Annotated in this window: 28 protein-coding genes; 5 read left to right on the top strand and 23 right to left on the bottom strand. The window is 32.8% G+C overall.

Translation table 11 applies throughout. The annotated features are described in order from the left end of the window. Nucleotides 1-297: 297 nt before the first annotated feature. Entirely contained in the window at nucleotides 298-1,059 is a 762-nt protein-coding gene (locus tag COI44_RS04665) for a TSUP family transporter (protein WP_483295463.1), read from the bottom strand. A gap of 109 nt (nucleotides 1,060-1,168) precedes the next feature. Between COI44_RS04665 and COI44_RS04670 the strand changes: the two genes are divergently transcribed. Next, nucleotides 1,169-1,951, top strand: a complete 783-nt coding sequence (locus COI44_RS04670) for a TrmB family transcriptional regulator (protein WP_098426894.1) — start codon at nucleotides 1,169-1,171, stop codon at nucleotides 1,949-1,951. Between the two features lie 180 nt (nucleotides 1,952-2,131). On the opposite strand, the gene COI44_RS04675 is transcribed toward COI44_RS04670, so the two are convergent. The 6 genes from COI44_RS04675 to COI44_RS04700 form a co-directional block, all read right to left on the bottom strand. Then, on the bottom strand, nucleotides 2,132-3,505 hold the full coding sequence (locus tag COI44_RS04675; RefSeq protein WP_098426895.1) for an MATE family efflux transporter: 1,374 nt from the start codon (nucleotides 3,503-3,505) through the stop codon (nucleotides 2,132-2,134). Between the two features lie 130 nt (nucleotides 3,506-3,635). Continuing rightward, nucleotides 3,636-4,055, bottom strand: a complete 420-nt coding sequence (locus COI44_RS04680; protein WP_286163764.1) for a MarR family winged helix-turn-helix transcriptional regulator — start codon at nucleotides 4,053-4,055, stop codon at nucleotides 3,636-3,638. A 540-nt stretch (nucleotides 4,056-4,595) separates the two neighbouring features. Then, nucleotides 4,596-5,942 carry a GntP family permease gene (locus tag COI44_RS04685; RefSeq protein WP_098426896.1) on the bottom strand — a complete coding sequence of 449 codons (1,347 nt, stop codon included), beginning with the start codon at nucleotides 5,940-5,942 and terminating at the stop codon, nucleotides 4,596-4,598. A 20-nt stretch (nucleotides 5,943-5,962) separates the two neighbouring features. After that, the gene (gntK, locus tag COI44_RS04690) at nucleotides 5,963-7,507 is read right to left on the bottom strand and encodes a gluconokinase (protein WP_098426897.1); all 1,545 of its coding nucleotides are present in this window, start codon (nucleotides 7,505-7,507) and stop codon (nucleotides 5,963-5,965) included. Continuing rightward, entirely contained in the window at nucleotides 7,507-8,232 is a 726-nt protein-coding gene (locus COI44_RS04695) for a GntR family transcriptional regulator (RefSeq protein WP_098426898.1), read from the bottom strand. Before COI44_RS04695 ends, gntK begins: the two co-directional genes overlap by 1 nt. Before the next feature lie 424 nt (nucleotides 8,233-8,656). After that, nucleotides 8,657-10,369 carry a S53 family peptidase gene (locus tag COI44_RS04700; RefSeq protein ID WP_098426899.1) on the bottom strand — a complete coding sequence of 571 codons (1,713 nt, stop codon included), beginning with the start codon at nucleotides 10,367-10,369 and terminating at the stop codon, nucleotides 8,657-8,659. Nucleotides 10,370-11,020: 651 nt separating this feature from the next. Here COI44_RS04700 and COI44_RS04705 point away from each other — a divergent pair. After that, a complete protein-coding gene (locus tag COI44_RS04705) occupies nucleotides 11,021-11,275 on the top strand; it encodes a hypothetical protein (RefSeq protein ID WP_098426900.1) in 255 nt (84 codons plus the stop codon). A gap of 79 nt (nucleotides 11,276-11,354) precedes the next feature. Here COI44_RS04705 and COI44_RS04710 read toward each other — a convergent pair whose 3' ends face one another. Further along, the gene (locus COI44_RS04710) at nucleotides 11,355-14,102 is read right to left on the bottom strand and encodes a dynamin family protein (protein WP_098426901.1); all 2,748 of its coding nucleotides are present in this window, start codon (nucleotides 14,100-14,102) and stop codon (nucleotides 11,355-11,357) included. Nucleotides 14,103-14,305: 203 nt separating this feature from the next. Between COI44_RS04710 and COI44_RS04715 the strand changes: the two genes are divergently transcribed. Continuing rightward, nucleotides 14,306-14,770 carry a hypothetical protein gene (locus tag COI44_RS04715; protein WP_098426902.1) on the top strand — a complete coding sequence of 155 codons (465 nt, stop codon included), beginning with the start codon at nucleotides 14,306-14,308 and terminating at the stop codon, nucleotides 14,768-14,770. A 48-nt stretch (nucleotides 14,771-14,818) separates the two neighbouring features. On the opposite strand, the gene COI44_RS04720 is transcribed toward COI44_RS04715, so the two are convergent. Then, on the bottom strand, nucleotides 14,819-14,962 hold the full coding sequence (locus COI44_RS04720; RefSeq protein ID WP_142329228.1) for an imidazoleglycerol-phosphate dehydratase: 144 nt from the start codon (nucleotides 14,960-14,962) through the stop codon (nucleotides 14,819-14,821). A 102-nt stretch (nucleotides 14,963-15,064) separates the two neighbouring features. Here COI44_RS04720 and COI44_RS24500 point away from each other — a divergent pair, with 102 nt between their 5' ends. After that, the gene (locus tag COI44_RS24500) at nucleotides 15,065-15,199 is read left to right on the top strand and encodes a hypothetical protein (protein WP_286131686.1); all 135 of its coding nucleotides are present in this window, start codon (nucleotides 15,065-15,067) and stop codon (nucleotides 15,197-15,199) included. Between the two features lie 89 nt (nucleotides 15,200-15,288). After that, nucleotides 15,289-15,471, top strand: coding sequence for a hypothetical protein (locus COI44_RS04725; RefSeq protein WP_056470570.1), 183 nt, complete (start codon nucleotides 15,289-15,291; stop codon nucleotides 15,469-15,471). 46 nt (nucleotides 15,472-15,517) lie between these two features. Here the strand turns inward: COI44_RS04725 and COI44_RS04730 are convergent, their stop codons facing one another. The 14 genes from COI44_RS04730 to COI44_RS24030 all read right to left on the bottom strand — a co-directional run bounded on the left by COI44_RS04730 (nucleotide 15,518) and on the right by COI44_RS24030 (nucleotide 25,847). Then, nucleotides 15,518-16,093 (bottom strand): GNAT family N-acetyltransferase, encoded by a 576-nt coding sequence (locus COI44_RS04730; protein WP_098426904.1) that lies wholly within the window; start codon nucleotides 16,091-16,093, stop codon nucleotides 15,518-15,520. Between the two features lie 207 nt (nucleotides 16,094-16,300). Then, nucleotides 16,301-16,744: a GNAT family N-acetyltransferase gene (locus tag COI44_RS04735; protein ID WP_353616004.1), complete on the bottom strand. Its 444-nt coding sequence runs from the start codon at nucleotides 16,742-16,744 to the stop codon at nucleotides 16,301-16,303. Nucleotides 16,745-17,001: 257 nt separating this feature from the next. Beyond that, nucleotides 17,002-17,472 carry a DinB family protein gene (locus tag COI44_RS04740; RefSeq protein ID WP_098426905.1) on the bottom strand — a complete coding sequence of 157 codons (471 nt, stop codon included), beginning with the start codon at nucleotides 17,470-17,472 and terminating at the stop codon, nucleotides 17,002-17,004. A 299-nt stretch (nucleotides 17,473-17,771) separates the two neighbouring features. Then, the gene (locus tag COI44_RS24025; RefSeq protein WP_179887016.1) at nucleotides 17,772-17,924 is read right to left on the bottom strand and encodes a hypothetical protein; all 153 of its coding nucleotides are present in this window, start codon (nucleotides 17,922-17,924) and stop codon (nucleotides 17,772-17,774) included. 412 nt (nucleotides 17,925-18,336) lie between these two features. After that, on the bottom strand, nucleotides 18,337-19,167 hold the full coding sequence (gene hisJ / locus COI44_RS04750; protein ID WP_098426907.1) for a histidinol-phosphatase HisJ: 831 nt from the start codon (nucleotides 19,165-19,167) through the stop codon (nucleotides 18,337-18,339). Further along, complete coding sequence (hisIE, locus tag COI44_RS04755; protein ID WP_098426908.1) at nucleotides 19,164-19,811, bottom strand: bifunctional phosphoribosyl-AMP cyclohydrolase/phosphoribosyl-ATP diphosphatase HisIE; 648 nt, start codon at nucleotides 19,809-19,811, stop codon at nucleotides 19,164-19,166. The genes hisJ and hisIE overlap by 4 nt, the downstream gene beginning before the upstream one ends. 11 nt (nucleotides 19,812-19,822) lie before the next feature. Continuing rightward, nucleotides 19,823-20,581 carry an imidazole glycerol phosphate synthase subunit HisF gene (gene hisF, locus COI44_RS04760; RefSeq protein ID WP_098426909.1) on the bottom strand — a complete coding sequence of 253 codons (759 nt, stop codon included), beginning with the start codon at nucleotides 20,579-20,581 and terminating at the stop codon, nucleotides 19,823-19,825. Continuing rightward, nucleotides 20,551-21,282: a 1-(5-phosphoribosyl)-5-[(5-phosphoribosylamino)methylideneamino]imidazole-4-carboxamide isomerase gene (gene hisA / locus COI44_RS04765; RefSeq protein WP_098426910.1), complete on the bottom strand. Its 732-nt coding sequence runs from the start codon at nucleotides 21,280-21,282 to the stop codon at nucleotides 20,551-20,553. Before hisA ends, hisF begins: the two co-directional genes overlap by 31 nt. After that, complete coding sequence (gene hisH, locus COI44_RS04770; RefSeq protein WP_098426911.1) at nucleotides 21,260-21,883, bottom strand: imidazole glycerol phosphate synthase subunit HisH; 624 nt, start codon at nucleotides 21,881-21,883, stop codon at nucleotides 21,260-21,262. The genes hisA and hisH overlap by 23 nt, the downstream gene beginning before the upstream one ends. After that, nucleotides 21,884-22,462: an imidazoleglycerol-phosphate dehydratase HisB gene (hisB, locus tag COI44_RS04775; RefSeq protein ID WP_098232341.1), complete on the bottom strand. Its 579-nt coding sequence runs from the start codon at nucleotides 22,460-22,462 to the stop codon at nucleotides 21,884-21,886. It lies immediately after the preceding gene. Beyond that, complete coding sequence (gene hisD / locus COI44_RS04780; RefSeq protein WP_483295464.1) at nucleotides 22,459-23,745, bottom strand: histidinol dehydrogenase; 1,287 nt, start codon at nucleotides 23,743-23,745, stop codon at nucleotides 22,459-22,461. The genes hisB and hisD overlap by 4 nt, the downstream gene beginning before the upstream one ends. Further along, nucleotides 23,726-24,373, bottom strand: coding sequence for an ATP phosphoribosyltransferase (gene hisG, locus COI44_RS04785; protein ID WP_098426913.1), 648 nt, complete (start codon nucleotides 24,371-24,373; stop codon nucleotides 23,726-23,728). The genes hisD and hisG overlap by 20 nt, the downstream gene beginning before the upstream one ends. Further along, nucleotides 24,370-25,287: an ATP phosphoribosyltransferase regulatory subunit gene (locus tag COI44_RS04790; protein ID WP_098426914.1), complete on the bottom strand. Its 918-nt coding sequence runs from the start codon at nucleotides 25,285-25,287 to the stop codon at nucleotides 24,370-24,372. Before COI44_RS04790 ends, hisG begins: the two co-directional genes overlap by 4 nt. 383 nt (nucleotides 25,288-25,670) lie before the next feature. Next, nucleotides 25,671-25,847, bottom strand: a complete 177-nt coding sequence (locus COI44_RS24030; protein WP_179887018.1) for a hypothetical protein — start codon at nucleotides 25,845-25,847, stop codon at nucleotides 25,671-25,673. Between the last annotated feature and the right edge of the window lie 159 nt (nucleotides 25,848-26,006).

A 26,006-nucleotide genomic window follows, 5' to 3' on the forward strand; every position in this document is an offset into this window, starting at 1 on the left:
GTATTATAATAATCATTTGAACTTTTTCAAAATTAGCTCTTAACTATTTTTAACTTCTCAACATAATAACATTTAAAATCATTATTTGAATCATTAAAAAAGGAATAAATTTTCAACAAGATAAACTTAAATTATGTTTTCCATTTTATATTTCAACATTCTGCAAGCACTCTTGTCGATAAACTGGAGTGCTTTTTTAGAATCTAGTCCTATTTCCCTACTTTTTAAATCAATCAATTGTTATTTCAAGATCCACTTTCATAGTGTGACCTTGTAGGAAGAACAGTATTTTAAACGTTATTGAATATAATCATAAATATTCTTCACTAATAATAAACAGGTTACTGCAATAAACAACGTACGAACATATCCGCTTCCTTTTTTTAACGCAAATTTCGATCCACAAATCGCACCAGCAATTTGTGCAATTCCCATTATTATTCCATAAGTGTAGTTTACATGTCCTAAAAACATAAACATTAACAATCCAGCAATATTACTACTAAAGTTTAAAAATTTTGCATTGCCAGCAGACTTTAAAAAATCAAACCCAATTATCAAAAAAGAAAAAATTAAAAATGATCCTGTTCCAGGTCCAATGAAACCATCATAGAAGCCAATCGCAAATATTGTAACTAAAAAAATAATGAATTGATAATTGGATAAGTTTTTTTGTGTTGAAATGCTTCCCCAATCTTTCTTGAAAATAGTAAAAATTGCTACTGCTCCGAGCATAATTAACATCAATGGCTTAAGTAATTCAGGGTTTAGCAAATGTACAGTGTATGCACCCAATAATGAGCCAACAAATGAGAGGGGAAAAAACCTAAGTACTGATTTTAGTTCGAGTTTACCAGATCGATAAAACATAAATGTACTTGTTAGAGAGCCAATTGTCGCTGCTAATTTATTGGTAGCTACTGCCGCAGCAGGATTAAGCCCAGTGAATAATAATGCAGGTAGTGTAATCAGCCCCCCACCCCCAACAACAGAATCAATAAATGATGCTAAAAATCCAAAACAAATTAAAATAATTAATAAAGATGAGTCTAAATGCATTTCGATCAACCTCTCCGTATAGTCACTACTGAAATAGTAACTAACGAATTGCTATCTGTAAATAGTTATTGTAAATTTATTACATAAACAAAAATAGGAGTGCGAAAAAATGGAAGATCTAGTGCAACAGTTCAAAAAATTAGGTTTTAACGAATATGAAGCTAAATCTTATGTATCACTCGTTAAACAAGGTCCTGTAACAGCCTACCAAGTTAGCAAGGACTCAGGTATACCAAGAGCACGTATTTATGATGTGTTAGGTAATCTTGTTGAAAAAGGAATTGTCTTGAAAGAGGAAATAAATGACACGGCACGATATTCCCCTCTGCCTGTTGATATCTTTTTACAGAAGACCCAATCAGAGTGGCAATCAACTTATTCTGTAATAAGTGACTCTTTAAAAGATTTAGAATCATTTGGTGAAAAATTGGACAATCGTGTAATTACTTTAAAAGACTATAAAACGATTATAAACTATTGTGAGACGCTGATAAAAAGAGCAGAAAAACGGATTGTGATATCAATGTGGGACGAAATGTATGAGGTTTTGAAAAAGGAACTAATTTCTGTGACTGAAAAAGCAACCATACAAGGAATTACGCTACACGTCGAAAATCCAATAGGAAAACTAGAAAGTCATCGCATTACGCCATTTACTGAGACCAAGTCTACAGATCATTGGTTTATTTTGTCGATTGATTCTAAAGAGATGATTTATGGACCATCAATTGAGGACCGTAGTGTTGCTTTTTATACTAATGATCCAGTTCATATTTACTTATTAGAAGATTATATATGGCACGATGTACTAGTGAATAGACTTGTTCGACGTAGTCAAGACGATTTAGAGCAATGGATTACTTCTGAGCGAAGAGCCTTTTTTATGGAATAATAAGGAAATACAAAGAACAAATAAAACAAAGCATAAGGATCTAAATGAACTTTTGCTTTGTTTTCGAGTCTATTGGATGATATACACAATTTTGGTGTTAACTTTTTTCTAGTTTTGAATTTAAAATTGTAACTTTAATACTGACAATTCCTTAATGCTTATTTGATTAAGAACTGGCTATTAATCAGCTAGACTGCTAGCTGGCATTTTCTTTAGTTTTCTTAAGTAAGGAATCATTAGAATAGCACCCATAAAGAACGTGATTCCCTCTGTAAGCGTTAAAGACCAAATTATGCCATTTAATCCATAAAAATGATGCAAGATGATGACAACTGGAATGAAAAGAACACCTTGTGTTATTGACATTATTCCTGTTGCAAGTCCTTCTCCAGACGCTTGGAAAATACTAGTGAATAAACCAGTGAATCCGTTAAAAACAGATGAAATAAGTTGAGCTGTTAAGAATAGTGCTCCAATACTTAGTACGGCTGAATCGCTTGTAAATAAACCGAGTACTTGAATTTTAAAAATATATACAATTCCCCCAAAAGTAATTGAGATTCCACCAATCCATAATGTTAACTCTTTTAATGTTTCATATAGACGCGGTTTATTTTTCCCACCGAAGTTATAAGCAATTAAAGAAATAGCCCCTATAAATAACCCCATCGTAATAAACTCTGGGAGTTGTGCAATCCTTACTGCAATTCCAAAGCTTGCTACAACATGCTCACCGTATTCAACTGAATAATTGTTTAATAGTAAAGTTGTAACAATCATAAATGACATTTTAAATAACTCTGGAACACCGACTTTATAGATTTCTAATTGATCGGTAATTGATACTTTACAAAGCTTTAAGAAACCTCTTAAAGTTTCACTTTTTCTTTCTAAAAACCAAATGTAATATATGCTTGCCGCGATATTTGCTAAAACCATAGAAAGGGCAGCACCCACTACATGAAGGTTTAAAACTAAAATAAATAACACATCGAATATGATGCTAAAAATAACACTAATGAACATGCCATACATTGATTCTTTTGCTGCACCTTCAGAACGCACAATTTGTTCTAATGCAAAGTTCAATATAAATGCAAAGCCACCAATAAAAAGCGTGATCGTATATTGTTTTGTATAAAGCAATGTTGTAGCGTCCGAACCCAACAAATGAACAATTGGATTAACAAATAATAAGGCAATTACTGCAATAATCAATCCACATATAATGCTCATATAAAAAGCATAACCAGCTACTGATTTCCCTTTCTGAAGATTCCCTTCACCTAAGAGACGAGTAACAAAAGTTCCTGCACCAACCCCAAATACATTCCCAATCGCCATTAGTAATGTAAAGATCGGTAAGCCTAATGTAATAGCGCTTAACATCGCAGTATCATGAATTAGACCGATAAAAAATACGTTTATTAAGTTATAAATTGTACCAAAGGAAATCCCGATCATCATTGGAATACATAAACGAGCTAACGCTTTACGTATCGGTGCTTCTTTTAAAGAATAAATATTAGATTGATCGATTCCAAATTCTTCCATTGTATTCCATCCTCCCGAATCTTATCTTTTTTATGTTGGTTTAAGATCATAATTTTTGTTTACATTAGTTAGAATCCTAACTATTAGATTACTAATCATTCATCGATACGACCGTAATGGCCGTAGTCACTCAGAGGTTTGATTCAATTTTTTTCAATAGGCGTAAAAATTCATTTTTTTCTTCTTCAGTCAATGACTCTGTTAATCGTGATTCCATTGCCAAAAACATATCATCAATCTGATTAACGATTTCTTTACCTTTATCTAATACGAAAATTTGTTTCTGACGTTCGTTATCAGCTTGAATTTTTCTACCAATGTATCCATTCTTTTCAAGTCCCTGAAGCATGCTGGTTATACTTGCACCTTTTCGATTAAATGCTTCTGCTAAATCCTTTTGAATTAAACCTCGATCCTGATGCTCAGCAATATAACTGATCATCCTACCTTGTTGTGGATTTACTTCCAGCTCTTTCGTTCGATACGACAATTGATCCCGTACCTTATGCATAATGGTACTAAGTAGTCTCGTATAAGGTGTATCAATCAAATCGTTCACCTCCGAATAATTAGAATTCTAACTGTTTAAAACCAATATAACTCGGTAGGAGTTCTATGTCAATTAAAAAGATAGAATTCTAACAATTAGATTTTAAACTTTTAGGAGTTTGTGATACTTCAAATTGAATCTTTTTTTAACCGACAAAAAGATTTTTTATGTCATTTATCCTGTTTTTTTGCCAGTCCAAAATTATTAACAAAAGAAAGAACAACTACCATTTATATCTTCAAATATAGGTCTGTTTAACCAAAACAACATTATGCACTAAGTCTCAAACCTACAAGCTTATAGAACTACATTTCTCAATTAAAAAAGGGTATCATTACCTAATCGATTACCACGTTGAAATTGTCACGTTCTTCATTGAATGTTGATTGGTTCACAAAGACTGAATGATAAAAAAATAAAAAGCAGTAAACCACTACTATAATACGGAAAAGTTTCTAAGTATTATAATGAGGATACTGCTCTTTATGATTAATTAGCCTACAGTAAGAGAAAAGTAATACACCCTGCTGGTTTTTTCCATTATACGAATAAACTTAGTAATAGAATAAAGACTAATCCGCAAACAGAAATAATTGTTTCTAGTAATGTCCAAGTTAAGAAAGTTTCTTTCATACTTAGCCCAAAATATTCTTTAAACATCCAGAAACCTGCGTCATTAACGTGTGAAGCGATTAAGCTACCAGCTCCAGTTGCTAGAACGACTAAAGCTAAATTAGCATCAGAATGACCTAACATTGGAATAACTAAACCAGAAGTGGTTAAAGCTGCAACAGTAGCGGAACCTAAGGAAATTCGTAGGATCGCTGCAATAATCCAAGCAAGTAAAATCGGTGACATGGAAGTTCCTTTGAATAACTCGGCTACGTAATCACCAACACCGCCATCAATTAACACTTGTTTGAAGGCACCGCCACCTCCGATGATTAAGAGCATCATCCCAATATGTGTAATTGCAGTTGTACAAGAGTTCATAACTTCTTTAATTGGTATTTTTCTAGCTAATCCCATTGTATAAATCGCCACTAATAATGAAATAACCATTGCAGTACCAGCATTACCAATAAAGCGAATCGTTACTAGTAGGCTATTATCATCAAATCCAATTGTTTTTTGCAGTAAATTAACAATTGTTGCAAATGACATTAAAATAACAGGAAGTAAAGCTGTAAAAACACTGATTCCAAAACCAGGAGTCTCTTCAAGTTTAAATGTTTTTTGTTCACCTAAAGATGCAATATTACCCGTTTTTGTGAAGGATGCAGGTACTAGCTTTTTAGCAAGCTTTGTAAATAAAGGACCTGCGATAAAAACAGTTGGTAAAGCAATAATAAAACCGTAAAGTAATACTTCACCAATATTTGCATGATATTCACCAGCGATTACAGTCGGACCTGGATGTGGCGGTAAGAAACCATGTGTAACAGATAAAGCAGCCGCCATTGGAATACCTAAATATAAAATAGAAACTTTTAATTGTTTTGAGATAGCAAATACAATTGGAATCAATAAAACTAATCCAACTTCGAAGAATAGAGCGACACCGATAATGAATGAAGCAGCAACAACTGCCCATTGAATGTTCTTTTCACCGAATTTGTTAACAAGCGTCATCGCAATACGTTGTGCTCCACCAGAATCTGCGATCAACTTACCAAGCATTGCACCAAGTCCGAAGATTAATGCTAAATGACCAAGTGTTCCACCTAATCCAGCTTCAATGGTTGTGCCAATATTGTCTGGTTTCATTCCAAGTGCTAAAGCAACTCCAAATGAAACAATAATTAATGAAAGGAACGTATTTAATTTTAACTTCATAATTAAAACAAGTAATGCTAGTATTCCGATTGCTACTATAACTAGTGGCATGGAAATCCCCCCTCGAATATCTATTTATTTTTATTAATTAATCCTCTTTGATAATTAGCAATCCGCTTATAATCTTTTTCTAATACTCTCGATAGGCTAATAAAGATTGGCAATAATTCTCGATATTCTCTTACTGCATCTTCATTAGGAGTATGTTTGTGAGTATTACCAACCATTTCAGATACTACTTCAAAGGATTCTATTTTTCCAGTTGCATAAAGACCTAAAATACAAGCACCAAGACAAGAACTTTCATAGCTTTCTGGTACGACTACATCTAAATCAAAAATATCAGACATCATCTGACGCCATACATTTGATCTCGCGAACCCACCAGTTGCTTGGATCTTAGATACTGGTCCATCCATACATTCAATTAAAGCTAAAAATACTGTGTATAAGTTGTATATAACACCTTCAAGTGCAGATCGAATCATATGCTCCTTCTTATGCGCCATCGTTAAGCCGAAAAAGGATCCTCGAACATCAGGGTTCCATAATGGTGCACGTTCACCCGCTAAATAAGGATGGAATAACAAGCCATCTGCCCCAGGTTTTACTCCTTCGGCAATCTTTGTTAATACTTCATATGGATCAATACCTAATCTTTTTGCAGTTTCAACTTCCGAAGCCGCAAATTCATCACGAATCCAGCGAAATATCATACCACCATTGTTCACTGGCCCACCGATGACCCAATGTTTTTCCGTTAATGCGTAGCAAAATATTCGTCCTTTTTCGTCAGTTTGTGGTTTGTCAATAATGGTTCGAATTGCCCCACTTGTCCCGATTGTGACTGCAATTTCTCCTTTTCGAATCGCATTCACACCAAGATTGGAAAGTACACCATCACTTGCACCAATTACAAAAGGAGTTTGTGGATCAATTCCCATTTGTCTAGCTAAATCAGGATTACAGTTTGTAAAAATCTCGGTTGTAGGTACTAGTCTAGATAGTTGATCAGTTGTAATCCCTGCGATTTGTAAAGCTTCCTCGTCCCAATCTAATGTTTTAAGATTCATCATACCCATGGCTGAAGCAAGCGAATGATCTACAACATATTGGTCAAAGAATTTTTTAAATACATATTCTTTAATCCCAATATATTTTTTTGCTTTTTGAGCGATCTCTGGTCGTTCATTTACAATCCAAGTAATTTTGCTTAAAGGTGACATTGGATGAATAGGTGTTCCAGTTCGTTTGTATATTTCGTGACCATTTAATTCATCTTTAATTTTATGAGTCCAAGACTCACTTCGATTATCTGCCCATGTAATACAAGGCGTTAATGGTTGATCATTTTCATCCATAACAATTAGACTATGCATTGCACTACTAAAAGAAATAAATAATATCTCTTTTTGAGGATGTTGTTTCATTATTTTAGAAATTGCTTGTACTAAAGCTGTAAAGATCTCTTCTGGGTCTTGTTCAGCTGTTGAAATATCAGGTGTATAGAGTGGGTAGCCGATATTCTCTTGCTGGATGACTTCACCTGTTTCAGTAAATAAAACGGCTTTTGTGCTTGTGGTACCGATGTCTAAACCTAACATATAGTTTGTCATTATTCTTGTTCTACTCCTTTTGAAAACATTTGTTGAGATCTCCATAAATCTTCTACTTTTCCTTGAACATCATCAAAGTTTTGATGTAAAGATTGAATCATTAGATCTCTATTCTTCGTACTAATTGCATCAATATATAATTGATGATTTTCAACTATTCGTTCAAAGTCTTCGTAATTTTCCCTAAACCTTACTCGCATTGATAAAAGTATAAACGCTTCCATAACTGGTTTTGCATTATTCCAGATCATCAAAATGTATGAATGATCAATCGCTCGAATAATTGTTTCATGGAATAATACATCTTGAAATGAAAATTCATCGGCATCTTGATATTTAATGGCAATTTTCATCATTTCAAGAATTTTACTCAGTTCCATTACCAATTCTTTCGTCTCTAATTTTACCAACCGTTCAAATACAAATGTTTCGATTAGTAATCGCACATCATATATTTCTTCTATTTCTTTTTCAGTTAATCCAATAACAACTGCACCCATTCTTTCTAAACGAATCAGATTTTCAGATGCTAAAGTTTTTAATGCCTCTCTAATAGGAGAACGACTCACATTAAAATCGGCAGCCAATTTATTTTCTGATAACTTGGTACCGCTTTCAATTAGACCAGAAATTATCTGCATCCTTAATTCATATGTTACACGATCACCAGCTGAAGCTTTTGATAGCCATTTTTCCGGATAAAGATATTGCTTTAATTCTGACATAAGTTCACCTTCATTTCCATACGAGTATACTTGTATACAAGTATTATAAGAACATAATTTAAAAAATGCAAGCGCTTTTAATTCAAATTACACTACTATGAAATAGATTTTGAATAACATGAACAATTTATTACAACGAGTTTGTTTAATGCGATGATCCCTCCAATTAAAAATTCCTAGTAATTATTTGTGACTATTCACAGTTTAGGATTCCTATTACATCAATAGATTAGAGCCTTTGAAGTGTTTAGAATTAAAAAAAGAGCATAAAGAATAAAATCATCATGTTCTTTTTTTATAAAATGATTTAGTTGTTTTAATTCCCACATATTACCACATGAATAGAGTATTTAAGATCGACTCTTAATTTCTCTCTTAACCAAAAACGGCAGCCTCCATATTTGGTGACTGCCGTTTTACTACTTTAAAATCCATTTATATCGCGAATTAAATTATATGCATCTGGTGTCCCAATACCTGAAGCCATATCATAGCCAGATGTAGCCGGATAGTACAAGTTAGTACCAGACGTAATATCATGATATGCTGCATATTTTTGAGTTGTATTAAAGACTTGATAAAGAGTTGGATTTGCTTGACCTAGGTTGCCCTTGCCATTTGCTTGTGCAAATTGATTATTAAGTGCAGCGATTCCAGCCCATAATGGTGCTGCAGCTGATGTTCCACCGACTACATGCCAAGCACCTCCAGTATAGATGGAATAGCCGGTGTTAGGGTCGGCAGCTGCCGATACATCTGGAACCTCCCTTTTACCATTCGAATAACTGTTTTGGACACCAGGACCTGACTGGAATGACGGCATAGCATAAACTTTAGATAATCCTCCACCGTCACCTGATTTGCTTGTTTTGTTACTCCAAACGGATTCTGAACTGTAAGTAGTACCGCTTAAATTTAGGTGAGTTCCACCAACGCCAGTCACATACGGGTCATTTGCGGGACTATCGACCTCTAAAGTTCTACCTCCAGAATCGTAGGCACCATTGTCTCCTGACGCTGAAAAAATACTTTGTCCTTGGGCTGCAAATTGTTGGAATATGGTATGTAAGCTATTCATCGTCGCAGTTGCTTCATGCTGCTCACCGATTCCCCAGCTAACAGAAATTGATTTTGCCGTATTATCAGAGGCAATTTTTTGATAAGTATCAATTAAGCCTTGGGCGCTATTTGGCCCTTCGTATACAATCACTTGTGCTTTTGGCGCAATTGCATTGATTACCTCAATATCAAGTTCAACTTCGATTGCACCTTGACCGGCAGCACCACTATAACCATCAATATATACATTTGTTGGTGCAGGGCTTCCTAGGCCATAGTAGTTGTTATAGGTACTAATGTTCGTTGCTTTATATCCGTCCAACTCCATAACTGCAACAGTTTGGCCAGATCCAGTATATCCACCAGTTGCCAGTGGGGTGATATCGTAAGCACCTTTTAATTCAGCTGGTGTGTAACCGCCAGCTGGACCACTGCCCACTTTCGGTGTCACCGCTTTATTCTGCCCTGAGACTTGTATAGATGAACTACTAATTTTCGAATGTGTATAATGTGGTTCATTATTCAGACCTTCAACATTCGTAATCACCCCAGAAAATTCAGCGGGAATGGAAGGAGCTTGATCATTTGCATAATAGGTTTCGCCATTTGAATCTTTATAGTTATTTATTGTTACACCAAAAGTATCCTCCATTTGACCAATTGTGCCACTGACGGTAATAAAAGCGTTATTCGAAGAAACATTTTCAACTTTAAAGCCTTGACTTGTCAAATAGCTTTTAACATTGGCAACAGTTGTATCAGTTGGTCCATATTGATTTTTAAATTCGTTGGGAGTTAAGTATTTCTTGTAGTTGATGGAGTCAGGGTTCTTTAAGCTGGCAATATAATTATCCAGTTTATCGCTGTTTCTTAGCTGAAGGGCAATAGTTATAGAAGCTTTGGAGTTGCGGTTTTTGTGACCAATGGAAGTGCCGTGATTTGCAGCGGTTGGAGCTGCCTGAATAAGTTGTACATGTTTAGAAGCTGCAGCAAAAGTTGAGCCTCCTGGGAAATACATCGATAATGTTAACAATGAAGCAACAGTCGGTACTAATAATTTTCGTTTTCTTTTTTTCATCCTTACACCTCTCCTTAGTTCCTAAATAAGATCTTACCAACAATCTAGAAATCAAAAGACGATTTGAGGCTACCCGACTACCATGAATTTAAATTTTCTTGTCATTTCTTTTGGTGATCGGCTTCGGGTTATGTATCACCTTCTTTCAATCATACAACTTTTCATCTGGAGTATATTTTGTTATGTAAATGCTTATGAATTGAGTTTGACGTAAAAATTAGCATTTCCTGCAAAATACATTTTTTTTAATTGAACTTTAAAGAATCTTAAAGAATCTTAAAAAAACTAAACTCCCAGATAGTTGAAGAACAAGAAAAAAAGAGTTATCTTATCAACTCTTTTAACTATTTCTTATCAAAATGTTCTTTTTCCTCAGCCTATATCTTAAATTCTCGGAGATACTTTCTACAAAAAGCGTATTTTTGCGCCACCATATCAGTTAATAATTCTCATACTTTTGCATTTTTTTCTCACACATGAATCCTTTATGTGTAAGAAATATATTTCGAATATTCCTAAATAGTTTTAAGTTCCCATTCTTTAGAATAGAATTAATTTAAAGATGGCCTCACCTGTTTTTTCGTACTGTTTTCCCAATAAGTTTCATTAGTTCGTTTTAAAGAAACTAAATGATAGAGGGTGATCTATTTTATGAGTCATTTCTTATTAAATAGACTTGGCAACTGGAAAATACAAATTCATTGCCATCCTGGTATTAGAACAGTTGGGAATGAGCGGGAAGTGCTTTTACTCGATGAAGAACATGAAAAAATTGCACATTTTTCAATTGATACTAAAGGAGCCTTTTTAATACTGCAAATCCCATGGGGTGGTTATGTAAAAATTAAAGAGGGCTACCAAACAATCGTTGTACATATTCCGTTTGAAGAAGATACAGAGGAATAGTAGAATGCAATACTGGCTTTATAAATAACTGCATAATACAATAAGAAAAGAGTGTGCCATATAGCACACTCTTTTCTTATTATTTACGTAAAGTTAAAAATTCTAATTGTCTTAATCTTACTGTGAAGAATGTAATCGGATCGAAGTAAATACTTGGATTAGATTTCATATCTTCTAAAGTTTGATTATAGTTAGCAATTGCTACTCTTGTCTCATCAACTAGTTCATGGATTTGCTCAAATGGAGCATGTAGGAACATTGATAAATCTCTTGGTAAAGTTTTTTCAAACATTTCAAATTGTAGGAAAAACTTCATTGATAATTCTGATGTTACATCATCATAGTTGACATTATCAACATACTTTTGATATTGAGCAACAAGCTTTGATTTATTTTGCGGTAGTAAACCTAATAAGATACCTGAGCTCTTTAAGATAAATTGAGATGGTGATGAGTTTAATAAAATATTCATATCATCTAACTGAGTCATACTAGTCATTCGATCAGCATCACGGCGCCAGTCATCTAATACTTTAAAATCACACTCAAGATTTAAATATTCATTTCCAATGTACTCATTTAAAGAATCACTCATTTCAGTTAAGTAACCTTGAGTACCTTCTAATAAAACACCTGATTCTTTAATCCAATTTTGAAGAGCTTCATTTAGTTTTGGTAAAGTATTCTCTCTTACATACTCACCAATTCGAAGATTCATCTCTTCGTTAAGCGTTTCAAGAATTGTACCGAAATCACTATCTTCTTTAATTAATTCTTTACATTCTTTTAGTAGACCAGGAATACTTAGCTTCAGGTCATATTTTAATTCGTCTTTTAATTCGCGATACGAGCTTTTAATTGTATTTAGATGTTCCATTTCTTTATCTTTTAAAGAATGTAATAGACCATTTAATTTGTCATCAAGAACTTCATTCCATTCAACATTAGCACGTAGTTCGTCTTCTTTCTCAACTCGTTTTTCTAATAAGAAATTAATTAATTTGCGAATAGCTAATAATAATTTTTCTGTTTGTTTAGAATTTGCTTCAGTTGAAAGAACGTTATCCTCAATAAATAATTCTAAATCCTTAAATTGATCTTGATTACTATAAATTGAAGAATAAGGTAATACATTAGCACTAGGGAAATCTAATCTAACTTTCGCTTGGATTTCAGCGCGAACTCGATCAATTTCTTCTTTACTATAAATAGAATCCATCTTATTTAAAATAAAGTGAATCGGTAGAGTTGGTAATTCTTTATGAATTTTAACTAGTAAAGATCGTTCGTTTTCTGTATAAGGTGCAGTAGCGTTTAAAACATAAACAAGACGATCTGCAAGTTTTACAGATTGTAATAATGCCCTTGTATTAACTTGGTTTCCATCAATTCCAGGTGTGTCAATTATTGATAGGCGATGCTTTTCTAAAAATGAATTTGGTAATTTATAGTAAACTAATTCATCACCTTTTAACAGATTATTTTCAACTGTTGTTAAATCGTAAAAATCTGCAAATTCAACAAGCTGTGTATTTCCTTCCTTCGAAAATACGATAATATTTGAATCACGATCTTGTTCAAATAATACAGGCATTGTCGTAGAAGAACCCATCATTTTCTCACCTAATAGTGAATTAACAAATGATGATTTACCGTTACCAGATGTACCTGCAACAAGCATTGTTGTATTTTCAAATTGAGTTAATTTGCTTGTCCACCACTCAAAACGGTCTCCAACTTCTATTTCATTTAAAGCAGACCATTGTAGAATGTTTTCAAATAATTCTTTTCCAATTTCAAAGCAATCAGGCGTTTTTAGTAACTGTTCAAAAGCCATTTCTGCGTCAGCAACAATTTGATAATCAATACGGCCTGGGAATAATCGATCCCATGCAAGTGTTGCAGTCGTTGCTAAAACTGCACCTTTTATATCGGTAATACGTAACCAATTTGTTAAGAAGCTTGGCATCACTTCCTCAAGCTGAGCTACAAAATAATCACCTTCAACTAAATCTTCGTATGTCATTGAATAGATTGATGGCAAACGATTCCACTTCACACCTATCTCAACGTTGATTTGGAATAACATATCATTAAATGTTTGTAACCAATTTACATATACTGATTGTTCTCTATAACTATTCCAAAGTGCTTCCACCATTAATTCAAAGTGCTCAAGATCGACTTTTGCTAATGATAGTAGCGGTTGCACAAAATAACTTGGTGCCATTTCTTTTGTTACACCATTTATAATGTATTCTCTTAATACAATAAACCATTTTAAATCTTCTGTTCGAATTGATTCATCTGAAGCTAGAGCTACAGCACTATTCCAATCGTGATGTTTTTCATAAAAATTACGAGCAATTCTTGTTACGTTTGGATAATCAGGATTATATTTTACTGCTTCTTTAATAATACGATCTGCTTCCTCGTATTTCGAAACATCGATATAAAGTGAGAATAAGTTTAAGAATATTTCAGATGTCAAAGTACTACTATCTGTTTTAACTTCTTTATATAGCTTTTCTGCTGTTTCATATGCACCTATTTCATAATAAGAATCAGCAATATTTTTCTTTGCCCAATCGCTTAACTGATTTCCGACTTTTTCCCATTTGAAAACTGCAGTTTCAAAATCTTTATTTTCAAAATAAACTTCACCTTGTGCAAATCGGATAGATGAAAGATCCATATCATCATTTTGTTCTCTGTAAAGGTCAGCTAAAACTGCAATAGGATGGTTATTGTTTTCATTTTCATTTAAATACGATTTATAAAATTGTTTGTTAATAAATTGTTCTTTCACTTTAACTTTTACTGTCATGTTATCACCTACTATGTATAATAAAATCAAATTAAGTCCAAAAATATGCCAAAAGGAATATGTTATATTTATACAGCATTATTATTCTACCAAATTAGAGTAGCTGAAATTGTGACAATTCTATGTCATTTTCAAAAGATTTTTGTTATATTTGTTACGTTACATACAAAACATAGGTAAAAGAATATTTATTTGGAGGCATTATGCTAACTTACGAAGAGAAACTTACAATCATTGAATCATTTCCAGAATTAACCAAAAAGCCAGTCTCACTTGGACGTACAAATTTTCAATATGAAGAAAGTCTAAAAGAAAAAAAGAATGTGGTTTATCATTTACATCCTAATGGAAACGGCTTTGTATATGCTGAAGGTATTAAAGGGTACAAAACAAACGAAAAAGGTATGGTAAATATAAGAGAATTTTCTGAAGAGGAACTTCGTACAATACTTACTAAATCAATTGAAAGTCTATCATTCGAACCAATATTTGAAGAAGATGAAGAAGTAGAAGAAATCTGGGTTAATGCGAACGGACAAATCCTTAAACTTGTTTCAGAAATGGACATGTGGAATGTTTACGCAGGAGAAAATCTTGATGGTACATTCAATAGCTACGGTGAAGCTTGTGAATATTTAGATGAAGAAGGTTTTGATGTTCAAGACTGAACAAGAATAGAGCTTGGGTGAATCCAAGCTCTTTTTAATTTCTAAATATTAATGTAATTCATTTTTGGATTTACTGCCTTTTTTAGACCGATAATCGTTTCCTTTTGTGTTGTCACCACTTGTAGGTGCTTGTCCATGAAGTTCAGGTGCGTTTTGATTTTTACTTCCTTTGCTGCCATTTTTACTTGTCATTTTACTTCCTCCTAAAACCATTTATCATAAATAGATTCCCATTTTAAATTAAAGATTATTCAAGGAATTTAAGCACATAATAATAAAAAAGGAGGGTTAAACATGGCAAAAGGACATACAAACAAAGGTCCACAGAAAAGTTCTGTAGATCAATTTGGACATTCAGAGGAATCTGCTTATTCGAAGAGTAAAAAAATGGAAGAGTTTCATAAGAAAAATACAGAAAAAGACAGCTAGTAGTTCTTTTTATTCTTTTAAATGTACTTGCTAATTTTCCTTCAACAAGTCATTATAAAAGTATGATTAAATTGGAGGAAACTAAATTTATGAGCGAAAATAACAATGAACCCAAAAAAGTTAGTCTTCAGGAATTAATGAAACAAAAGTTGGCTAGCAAAAAACAGCAAAATTCTAATCAAAATAATGGGGTAAATGCTGTTAAAGATATGACGAAAAAAAATCAAATTTCTAAAAAGCCAAACAATCAACGCAAACGTATGGGTGTGTAATTAGAAAAAACGACTGAGGTAATCAGTCGTTTTTGATTTGGCATTTTTATATGTCTTCTAAGAGATTTTGATTGCTATTATTTTCCCCAAAGGTTAAAACTTCCTCTACTGGCTGATATGATTCACCGTAAAAATGTGTATCTCTATATGTATGAATCATATTATAAGTTTTTTTCATTGCTTTAAAGATCATTTCTTCACCCTCATTATTTGGAGACCAGTATAAAATCTCCATTGGGTTTATTTCTTGAGTAGCTAGTGAGCGTCTGTTATATCCAATTGACTGAGCATGCTCAAAACCTTCTCTTTTATAAAATCGAAGCCTTTTTTCTGTATCTGTATCTTCATAATTAACCGGTTCAACCTCTAAAATAATCGGTTTGCCCTTATTCTTTAACTTATCAAGCAATTTATAACCAAGACCCTGCCCACGGGCATCTTTTGAAACGAACAAGTAATCGATAAATACAAAATCATCTAGTTCCGCATACATTAAAACATGATGTGGACCTTCATCTTTATGGTAAATATCTGATCGCTCTTTCAATAAAGTTTCCATATGTTCTCTTGATTTCATTTCTTCAACTGGAAAATACTGATTTAGTTTTTCATACCAATGCATTGATATTCTCCTTTTCTTACATGCAGTTTGTAGCATCACGCTAGACAATTCATTATGTTAATGACTGCCCACTAACTCAACTTTCTCTTCATTTAACTGATTAGTAAATATCTATACAAAAATAATTAGTAAGTCCTTTCAAATGAAGTATTTGAAGTATTAATACTTTTCATGCAAGAAAAAAAGTTCATTGATATGAAATTAACATTATTTCCTTAAGGAAACCCAATCTTCCGCTAACATACCAAAAATGATGTGATCTACAAAATGATCATATAACCATTCGGCTTTCCTGATTCGACCTTCTTGAAAGAATCCTAACCTCTCAGGAAGAGCACGACTTTTGGTATTTTCAACAGCAGCACGAATCTCGACCCGATTTAGCAATAGATCTGTTAATGCATAATTAACAAATGCATGACAAGCTTTTGTCATTATTCCTGTACCTTCAAACCCCTTTCCTAGCCAATAACCGATACTAGTCGACTTATTTGACCAATCAATTTTATGGAACCCGATAACCCCAACAAGTTTTGAATTTGACCAAATACCAGCTTGAAATCCATTGTTTTCAGCAAATTGTTTCATTGTTAATTTAATAAAATTCTCTGTATCCTCAAGCTTTTTAATATTTGCTATTAATGTAACCATTCTGTCAAATGTTCCATAGAATTGATTGTTAATTTGTATAACTCATCAGCATCTTGTAGAGTTAATAACTTTAATTGCAAGTTTTCTTCAATTTTATAGCTAAACATGATCATTTCTCCTTCCAAATTTATTACGAATGAAATGATAATATACTCGATTAATTATACCAGGAATATCCAATTTCTAATTTTCCCTATTTTAACCCCCGATTGTTATAAACAAAAAAAGACAGCTTTAAGCTGCCTTATACAGTTATGTCAACGAAGTGATGGCCACGATCCTTGCATTTTTCTTATTTGAATAATTTGTCCGGTATGGTAAGCATCATGTAGTAATAAATCCATTAATTTTACTTCAAAAGTATTTCTCATCAGTTCCTCATCTGTCATATTACTCAATAGCTGTCTTAAACTAAAACTAGTATTTTCCAAACGTTCAACTACTTTCTTCCATTCATTTCCATCATTCGATGGTTCAGTAAAAAAGAATGTTTGGTCACCGTCCAGATTTTTTGTCCACTCTCTACCTTCTAGATTTGCTACAATCCTCTCTTTGTAATAAAGAAGATGATTAACGTTTTCCCAAATTGATTTAGTTGCTTCCCCTGATGGTCTCCAACCTGCTTGTTCAGCTGTAATTCCTTCAATTGCATCTTTTAGAGGAGCAAACCAACTTTCCTTATCATATGTTTTGTCTAATACGTTCAAAAACAACTCTTTTCGATTCAAATAATTTCCCTCCTTTTTTAAACTCTAATAATTTTTAGAAATTACTTCTGTAAAGTCTCCTCATAACCATTAAACTGTCATTAAAAAAGTAGGACTAAATTTGAACTAAATTATAACGATTGATTCATATTGAGGTCACCACTGTTTATTTATTCAACAAATGGCTATTTTTACCTTTTCTTTTTTTAACTTTCTAAAAACATTTGTATCTTTGGGATCAACCTTCTAGAAATTAGCAAAAAATACTTCTATAAAAACAAAAGGAGTCACAACCATGACTCTCTTAGTAGCATTAATAATTAAGTTACAATGTTAAGTACAAATAAAACTAAAAACACACCAGAAAGTACACTAATTTTTTGAAACTTTGTTCGTTTTACAAACCAGTTCCATCTTTGATTCTCGGTATTAATAAGTCTAAAATAAAACATCAAATAATCAATAGTACTCATTAATAAAGCCCCTAATACGACCAAAAAAAGACTTGACATTCAAATTCTCCCTTTATGTAAACGATATTTAGTAAATAGTTTCTAATTTTTCTTAATTATACATTAACGTTTGATATTTGTAATTTGGGGGAATTTCACCATTTTATGAAAATTTCCGCAAAAAAAACGATAAATTATCAATTTATCGTCAATATGTGTTGAATTAAACATAATCATAAAAAGTTTATATCACCTTACTCATGAGAGCTTCATGAGTATGTAAAAAAGCCAAAACATGAAAATTGGTTACTCATAAGGGGTTCATGAGTTAGTAAAAGTCAAAAAAGATGGTAAAAGGTTACTCATAACAGGTTCATGAGTTAGCTAATTAGCAATTTGATGTAAATTACTTACTCATTAATGGCCCAACAGTTCAGTTTCCCCTTTTACTATTTGAAAAATAAACCTCATATCCTCTTCCAACATCTTTTACACTATGAGAATCAGAACCATACATTAACTCAATGTTTAAGGAATTCGCAATTTCAACGACATGGTTTGGTGGATAAGTTTCACCACAATACTCTTTAAATAATCCTGCAGTATTATAGTCTAAAATATAATTTTTTTCTTTTACTAGTTTTAATAGTTCAACTTGTTTATTTAGGATCTTTTCCCTATCATCACATTTCAAAAATAGTTTAAATTTATTGCATAAAGTCATATGTCCGATTCTTTTTGGTTTAAACGGACCTAAATCATCAATGATTGACTGTTTTACTAGTTCGTAATAAGCAAGTTGAAACGCTTCTGTACTGCCATAGTAATTTACTAAACCAGAAAGGGTATCTTCAGCTTTATAATCTATGCAATGCCATCCATTTTTTCCTTCCAAGTAATGAACTGACAAAAGTCCTGTGTCACAATATTTACCGTATTCTTTTAAAAAATCTTTAAACCATACTGATTCACTCGGTAAATAATCGTATTCAAATCCAATTTTCATACGAATTCGATCCTTATACTTGTCTCTTACTTTATACATTTCGTTAATATATTTGTCTACTTCATTTTCAGACATCGCAAGCGAAGCAACAGCATCATTTGGCTTTAAGCTGTTTTGAAATGATGATGGTACGGGTGTATGTTCAGTGATATGGTATTCATCAAACCCAAGTTCAATCGCTTTTTCAATCATTAATTGTACGTCATCACCACTTCCGTGCGGACAATATTGTGTATGTGTGTGCCCATCAATTTTCAAGATTTTACTTTCTCCTTCCTATTTATTAAGCAATCGTTTATCTCTTCAAGTTTTATTCCTTTTTCTACCATTAAGACAACCGTGTGATAAACTAGATCACTAATCTCATAAATTAATTCTTCAGTTCCTTCATTTTTAGCTCCAATAATTACTTCGCTCGTCTCTTCGCCTACTTTTTTCAATATCTTATCGATGCCCTGATTAAATAAATAAGTTGTATAAGACCCTTCAATCGGATTCTCTTTTCGATCTCGTATCGTTTTATATAGATTTGGCAAATAACTTAATGATTCATTTTGAACAACATTATTTTCTTGCATTAAAGTTAATTTTTCGGAAAAACAACTATAGCTTCCAGTGTGGCAAGCTACTCCTACTTGTTCAACCTGAAGTAAAATTGAGTCTTGGTCACAATCATAAGAAATCGATTTGACATATTGAAGATTCCCCGATGTTTCTCCTTTTTTCCAAATTGATTGGCGACTTCTACTATAAAAAGTGGCAAATCCAGTATCGATTGTGAGTTTAATTGATTCATTATTCATATATGCCAACATTAATACCTCTTTCGTATTAATATCTTGCACAATTGCTGGTACTAACCCTTGTTCATTAAAGCGAATTTTATCAATATCAAAAAACATGTTTTCTCCTCCTATAGTCGAACTGGAATATTTTTTTCATTTAAATAGTCTTTTAATTCACTAATTTTGATTTCTCCAAAATGGAATACTGATGCAGCTAAAACTCCATCGACATTTGCATATTCGATCGCATCATAAAAGTGTTCTACTTTACCAGCTCCACCAGATGCGATAACCGGTACATTAACTGCATTTGTAATTTTTTGCAGTAATCGGATATCAAAACCTCTTTTCATACCATCTTCATCAATACTATTTAAGACAATTTCACCCGCTCCAAGCTCCACACCTTTCTTTGCCCAATCAATCGCATCCCATTCAGTCTCTTTCCGGCCACCATTTATAAACACTTTATAATTGCCATCTTTATTTAACTTTGCATCTATTGAAAGCACAACACATTGTGATCCAAAACGTTCGGATGCTTCTTTAATTAAATTCGGATTTAAAATTGCGGCAGAATTGATTGAAACTTTATCGGCTCCATTTCTTAATAGTTTCGTAAAATCATCAATCGAACGTACTCCCCCTCCAACACTGAAAGGAATACGCAATTCCTTCGCTACTTCTGAAACAAATTTCAATGATATATCTCTTTCTTCATTTGAGGCAGTAATATCATAAAATACTAACTCGTCCGCACCATTATCACTATAATATTTTCCTAGTTTCGTAGGTGAGTCAACATCTTGAATACTTGAAAACTGTTTTCCTTTCACGACTCGTCCATTACGAACGTCTAAGCACGGTATAATTCTTCTTGCAAGCATTTAAGTGCCTCCTCAACTGTAAATTTTCCTTCATATAATGCTTTACCAGAAATCGCACCATAAATATTTAATCTGCGAAGTGACTTCAGATCATTGATCGAGCTCACTCCACCTGAAGCGATAATATTTAAATTTGTTTCTTTAGCTAATCTTTTATATGCTTCTAAATTAGGTCCACTTAACATGCCGTCCTTTGATATATCCGTGTATACAACTGTTTTCACACCGAGTAGCTCTAACTGTTTACAAAATTCAAAGCTATCTTGATCTGTCGACTCTTCCCATCCATTTATGGCTACAAAACTGTTTTTTGCATCAACGCCTACAATGATTCGATCACCGTATTTTAAAACAGCTTGTTCTAAAAGTTGTCTATTATTAATTGCAGCTGTACCTAAAATTACTTTTTCTACACCTAATTCTAACCAAAACGAGATCGAATCAAGTGATCTTATTCCTCCACCTAACTGAATGTTTAAATTCGTATTTTGAACGATTTCTTTTATAATCGAAGCATTCTTCCTTTCTCCAGTTCTTGCCCCATCTAAATCAACGATATGCAATACTTTTGCACCTGCTTTTTCAAAATCTAACGCAACTTCTAGTGGTGAACTCTTATAAATTACTTTCTTATTAAAGTCTCCTTGCTCAAGGCGAACGCAATTACCGTCTTTAAGATCAATTGCTGGATATAGAATCATATAAACACATCTCCTTAAATGCTTTTAATAAATTTAGACCTGTTTCTGCACTTTTTTCAGGATGAAATTGCATTCCGTAAATATTATCGGATTTAATAATCGCTGGAATCTTTACCCCATATTCGGAATAAGCTAAAAGCTCATCATTTGTTGAACTAATATAAAATGAGTGTACAAAATAGACATAATCGCCTTCATTTATATATTTTAATAATGATTCCTGTTTAGTAAAATTTAACTTGTTCCAGCCCATATGTGGAACTTTTACAAAGTCAGGTATACGTTTTACCTGTCCTTTAATTAAGCCAAGCCCACTTGCCCCTAAGTTTTCTTCACTAAATTCATATAGTAATTGCATTCCTAAGCAAATTCCTAAAATCGGAGTACCGTATTTTGCCTTTGATTTTATACAATCTACTAAACCAAGTCGATTTAATTCGTTCATCGCTGCTTCATATGCTCCAACACCTGGTAGAATAATAGAAGAAGCTTGCTCAATCACTTCAATTTCATTCGTAATGACTACAGGAAAATCAATTTCTTCACATGCTCTTTTTAATGAATCTAAATTACCTACACCATAATCAATAATAATATTCACTTATAACATTCCTTTCGTGGAAGGTAATTTAGTCGAAGTTACTTCAACTGCTTGTTTAACCGCTCTGCCAAATGCTTTAAATAAAGCTTCAATTTTGTGGTGATCATTTTCTCCATATAAAACTTCCATATGACAATTCATTCTAGCTTCAGAGCTTAATGATTTAAAAAATTCTTTAAAATTCTGTGTATCTATCATTCCTATTCGTTCTCTTACTGTTCGATCATTATAAACAAGATACGGTCTTCCACTAAAATCGACGACAACTCTTGCTAACGTTTCATCCATTGGAATATAGCAAGAACCGTAACGATTAATCCCAATTTTTTCGTCTAACGCAATTAATAAGGCTTTACCTAATGCGATTCCAACATCTTCTGTTGTGTGATGATCATCTACTTCAAGATCACCTTCACAAAATACTTCTAAGTCTATTCCGCTATGGAATGAAAATAACGTTAACATATGATCTAAAAAACCAATTCCAGTTTGAATGTTACTTTCTCCATCACCATCTAAATTTAATTTCAAACGTATATTTGTTTCATTTGTTTGTCTTGTAATCATTGCAGTTCTCACTTTGAATCCTCCTCAAATCGAATACTAATTGCTTTACCGTGACCAAATAGTCCTTCTTCCTCTGCTATCAATTCAATATGTTTTCTTGCTTCACTTAAGGCAGCCTTATTGTAATAAACAACGGATGTTTTCTTTTGAAAATCATTTACATTTAATGGCGAGGTAAATCTTGCAGTTCCGCTGGTCGGTAATGTATGATTTGTTCCCGCAAAGTAATCGCCAACAGGCTCTGGAGTATAGTCTCCTAAAAAAATAGCACCAGCATTTTTAATTTTATGAACGATCGACTCTGGATTTTTTATCATTAGTTCAAGATGTTCAGGCGCTAACTTATTAACAAGTTCAATACCTTCCTCGATTGTTTTAACGACGATAATGGCACCATAATTTTCGAATGAGCATTTAATAATTTCTCTTCTTGGTTGTTCTTCTAATAAGTTTGGTATTTCTTGTTGTATTTTTTGTGCAAACTCTTCTGAATCCGTAATAACAATACTAGATGCCATTTCATCATGCTCTGCCTGTGCCATTAAGTCAGCAGCAATAAATCTCGGATTGGCTGTTTCATCTGCTAATATGACAACCTCAGTTGGACCTGCAACCATATCAATTCCTACTATGCCTGAAACACTTTTCTTAGCGAGCGCCACATAAATATTGCCAGGACCAACTATTTTATCTACTTTTTCAATTGTTTCAGTTCCATACGCCAGTGCCCCTATCGCTTGCGCTCCACCAATTTTTAACACCTTTGTAACACCAGCTAATTTCGCAGCTACTAGAATAGAAGGCTTAATTTTTCCTTCTTTATTTGGTGGCGTTACAATGACAATTTCATTCACTCCTGCTATTTTTGCAGGAATCACATTCATTAAAACTGTTGATGGGTATGCCGCTTTTCCACCTGGGATATACACACCAACTCTTTCAATCGGATTAATTAATTGTTGAACATATGAATTTTTTTCATTTATTTTATAACCATCTTGCAGTTGCTTTTCATGATATGTCTCTATATTTTTCTTAGCTTCAATCAATGCATTTATTAAGTTTTCATCAGTTTGTTCGAGGGCTTCATTAAACTCTTCTTCACTTACTTCAAAGCTTTTTAGTTTTACCTCATCATAAATTAAAGAATACTGACGTACAGCTTCATCACCATTTTCTTTCACATTTAATAAAATCTTTTCTACGCTTTTTGTGATCTCAACAGTAGGTAAATTCGTTCGGCTTATAATACTTTCAAGTTTTTCACTTTTTTGATTAATCGATAAAATTTCCAGCATATATGTTCCTACCCTTCTTAATTTTTTCTATAAATTCAGTAATACGGAAATAGTTAAATCGATAACTTACACGATTTGAAATCACTCTAGCACTGATCGGAATCATTTCTTCTAAGATGACTAATCCATTTGCCTTTAAAGTACTTCCTGTTTCTACTAAGTCAACAATAATATCTGACATACCTACAATTGGTGCTAATTCAACGGAACCATTTAAATAAATAAGTTCAATATTTTGCCTAAACTGAAAATACTTCGAAGTAATATTTGGATATTTTGTTGCAACTCTTAACGTTTCATCACCTCGATCAATTAGCGTTCCTGGAAAACCCGCTGCTGCAAAAATGCATTTTCCAAGTTCTAGATCCATCAACTCATATACATCTTTCTCTTGTTCTAGCAGAATGTCTTTTCCTACAAAACCAAGATCGCAAACTCCTCGTTCAACATATGTAGCGACATCCACAGGTTTCACTACTAAATATTTAATTTTATTTAATTCATCTTCAAAAATTAGTTTTCTAGTTTTAGAATCAATTACTTTTCGGTAACCAGACTGACTTAATATTTTAATAACCTCATCTTCAAGTCTTCCTTTTGCAACTGCAACTGTTAGCCAACTCATTTTACATCCCTCATTTGACATGTTATCCAAGCATTTGTATCAATCGAAAATCCGATTGCATCAATACTGTTTTCCGAATCTTCAGACACCAGAAGATAGCGTCCTCCACTTAAAACCTCTTTATTTAACTGATCATAATACCCTTTAAAAACGATTCCGTCATAATAATCAAATTCATTTACGATTGATAAATCAAGAAGAATATTTGGACTAATTTCTTGAAATTTAATTACCTTTTTAACAGCATTTTCCATTTCATTATTTAATACTAAGCTTCTAAGTAATGAATGAAGCTTTTCTCCTTTACCTTGTAAACTAAATAACTGTTCAAAAACATTTCTAGTTTGAAACGGTAAATTAATTGACTGAATAAAACGTTCTAATTCATCTATATTTTTTAAATAAATTAGCTTTTTCAATTTGTTTTTTTGCAACTCGGTTAAATTACATTCCTTAAATAATCCTTCGATAAAACCTGTATGCCCGATTTCTAAAATAAAAGGAACATTGTTTAATAAATCAATTGCCATTATAACTACTTCTATTTCAGATGCTTCAGAAATTCGACCTAAATTTTCAATTCCAAATTGATTAATTTCTTCAAGTTCTACTCCATTATTTCGATAAATTGTTGATTGATAAAATACTTTACATTTCTCTTCCTTTAGCGCGATTGGATAAATTTCTTTCATTAATGCACTTGTTAAATCAGGTCTTAACAATAAAATTTGCTGTAAGCGTGTTAAAACAACAACTAAGTCTTCTCTAGCTAATCTTGGGTTTCGACTCGAAAATGAATCATACTCTTCAAATAGCTGAGGATGAAAAGGAATATATCCTCGCTCTAGTGCATAATCTTCCATTTTTCTTTTATATCGATAATTGACTAATGACTGCTTTAATTTCCCATCCAATTGAACATTCCCCCTTCTAGAAAAAACAAAAAGGCCATACAGGTTAAATGCCTGTATGGCCTTCTGGCACGACACAAGCACCTTTTTCGTAACACGAAGAGGGCTTGCATCTACGGTCAAATTTTGTCCATAGATTCAAACCCTGGGTGGATGATGATGTTGTAACCCATTATTCGTGCGTGCGAAATACATGTTCATGTCTCCTTTTTCGTTTTATTTTTATTCATCTTAATGAATTTGATATAAGTTGTCAATCCCTTTCGAAAAATAAAAATCTTGAAAGGGTTTACATTAAGATTTTTTAATTTTTTAAATCTATTAAACTAAAATTAGTTTGATTCTAAAAAAATGTCTCTGTTATAGTAAAATATTGAACTAAATTCTTACCTATTAAAGACATAATAAATAACATAAAACCAGCTAAAAAACCCGTGAATTATTGCCCAGAGTACTGATTTATGAATACTCCAAGATATTGTAATGGCTAAAGCAGAACCGAAAGTGATAACACTTTTTGAACCAACTGGAATATTATGTCTTTTTTCTGACCTTTCTTTCATACCTCAATCCCCATTTCCACTGAACATAGATTTGCATTTGTTAATATTTATTCTTCAGTGAAAAGTTTATTCTCTTCAGGTATTAATATTCTGTAATTGCATTGCTACCAGTTTAGTACGTATCCGTTTGTATTATCAGGGCATCCAGCATTTTCTGGT

Source organism: Bacillus sp. AFS088145, assembly GCF_002564465.1.
In the GTDB taxonomy this organism is placed as follows: domain Bacteria; phylum Bacillota; class Bacilli; order Bacillales; family Bacillaceae_G; genus Gottfriedia.

Coding starts and splice junctions, on each gene's coding strand:
- COI44_RS04665 (WP_483295463.1), bottom strand. CDS start 1,059: ATGCATTTAGACTCATCTTTATTAATTATTTTAATTTGTTTTGGATTT.
- COI44_RS04670 (WP_098426894.1), top strand. CDS start 1,169: ATGGAAGATCTAGTGCAACAGTTCAAAAAATTAGGTTTTAACGAATAT.
- COI44_RS04675 (WP_098426895.1), bottom strand. CDS start 3,505: ATGGAAGAATTTGGAATCGATCAATCTAATATTTATTCTTTAAAAGAA.
- COI44_RS04685 (WP_098426896.1), bottom strand. CDS start 5,942: ATGCCACTAGTTATAGTAGCAATCGGAATACTAGCATTACTTGTTTTA.
- gntK (WP_098426897.1), bottom strand. CDS start 7,507: ATGACAAACTATATGTTAGGTTTAGACATCGGTACCACAAGCACAAAA.
- COI44_RS04695 (WP_098426898.1), bottom strand. CDS start 8,232: ATGTCAGAATTAAAGCAATATCTTTATCCGGAAAAATGGCTATCAAAA.
- COI44_RS04700 (WP_098426899.1), bottom strand. CDS start 10,369: ATGAAAAAAAGAAAACGAAAATTATTAGTACCGACTGTTGCTTCATTG.
- COI44_RS04705 (WP_098426900.1), top strand. CDS start 11,021: ATGAGTCATTTCTTATTAAATAGACTTGGCAACTGGAAAATACAAATT.
- COI44_RS04710 (WP_098426901.1), bottom strand. CDS start 14,102: ATGACAGTAAAAGTTAAAGTGAAAGAACAATTTATTAACAAACAATTT.
- COI44_RS04715 (WP_098426902.1), top strand. CDS start 14,306: ATGCTAACTTACGAAGAGAAACTTACAATCATTGAATCATTTCCAGAA.
- COI44_RS04720 (WP_142329228.1), bottom strand. CDS start 14,962: ATGACAAGTAAAAATGGCAGCAAAGGAAGTAAAAATCAAAACGCACCT.
- COI44_RS24500 (WP_286131686.1), top strand. CDS start 15,065: ATGGCAAAAGGACATACAAACAAAGGTCCACAGAAAAGTTCTGTAGAT.
- COI44_RS04725 (WP_056470570.1), top strand. CDS start 15,289: ATGAGCGAAAATAACAATGAACCCAAAAAAGTTAGTCTTCAGGAATTA.
- COI44_RS04730 (WP_098426904.1), bottom strand. CDS start 16,093: ATGCATTGGTATGAAAAACTAAATCAGTATTTTCCAGTTGAAGAAATG.
- COI44_RS04735 (WP_353616004.1), bottom strand. CDS start 16,744: ATGGTTACATTAATAGCAAATATTAAAAAGCTTGAGGATACAGAGAAT.
- COI44_RS24025 (WP_179887016.1), bottom strand. CDS start 17,924: ATGAGTACTATTGATTATTTGATGTTTTATTTTAGACTTATTAATACC.
- hisIE (WP_098426908.1), bottom strand. CDS start 19,811: ATGTTTTTTGATATTGATAAAATTCGCTTTAATGAACAAGGGTTAGTA.
- hisF (WP_098426909.1), bottom strand. CDS start 20,581: ATGCTTGCAAGAAGAATTATACCGTGCTTAGACGTTCGTAATGGACGA.
- hisA (WP_098426910.1), bottom strand. CDS start 21,282: ATGATTCTATATCCAGCAATTGATCTTAAAGACGGTAATTGCGTTCGC.
- hisG (WP_098426913.1), bottom strand. CDS start 24,373: ATGAGTTGGCTAACAGTTGCAGTTGCAAAAGGAAGACTTGAAGATGAG.
- COI44_RS24030 (WP_179887018.1), bottom strand. CDS start 25,847: ATGAAAGAAAGGTCAGAAAAAAGACATAATATTCCAGTTGGTTCAAAA.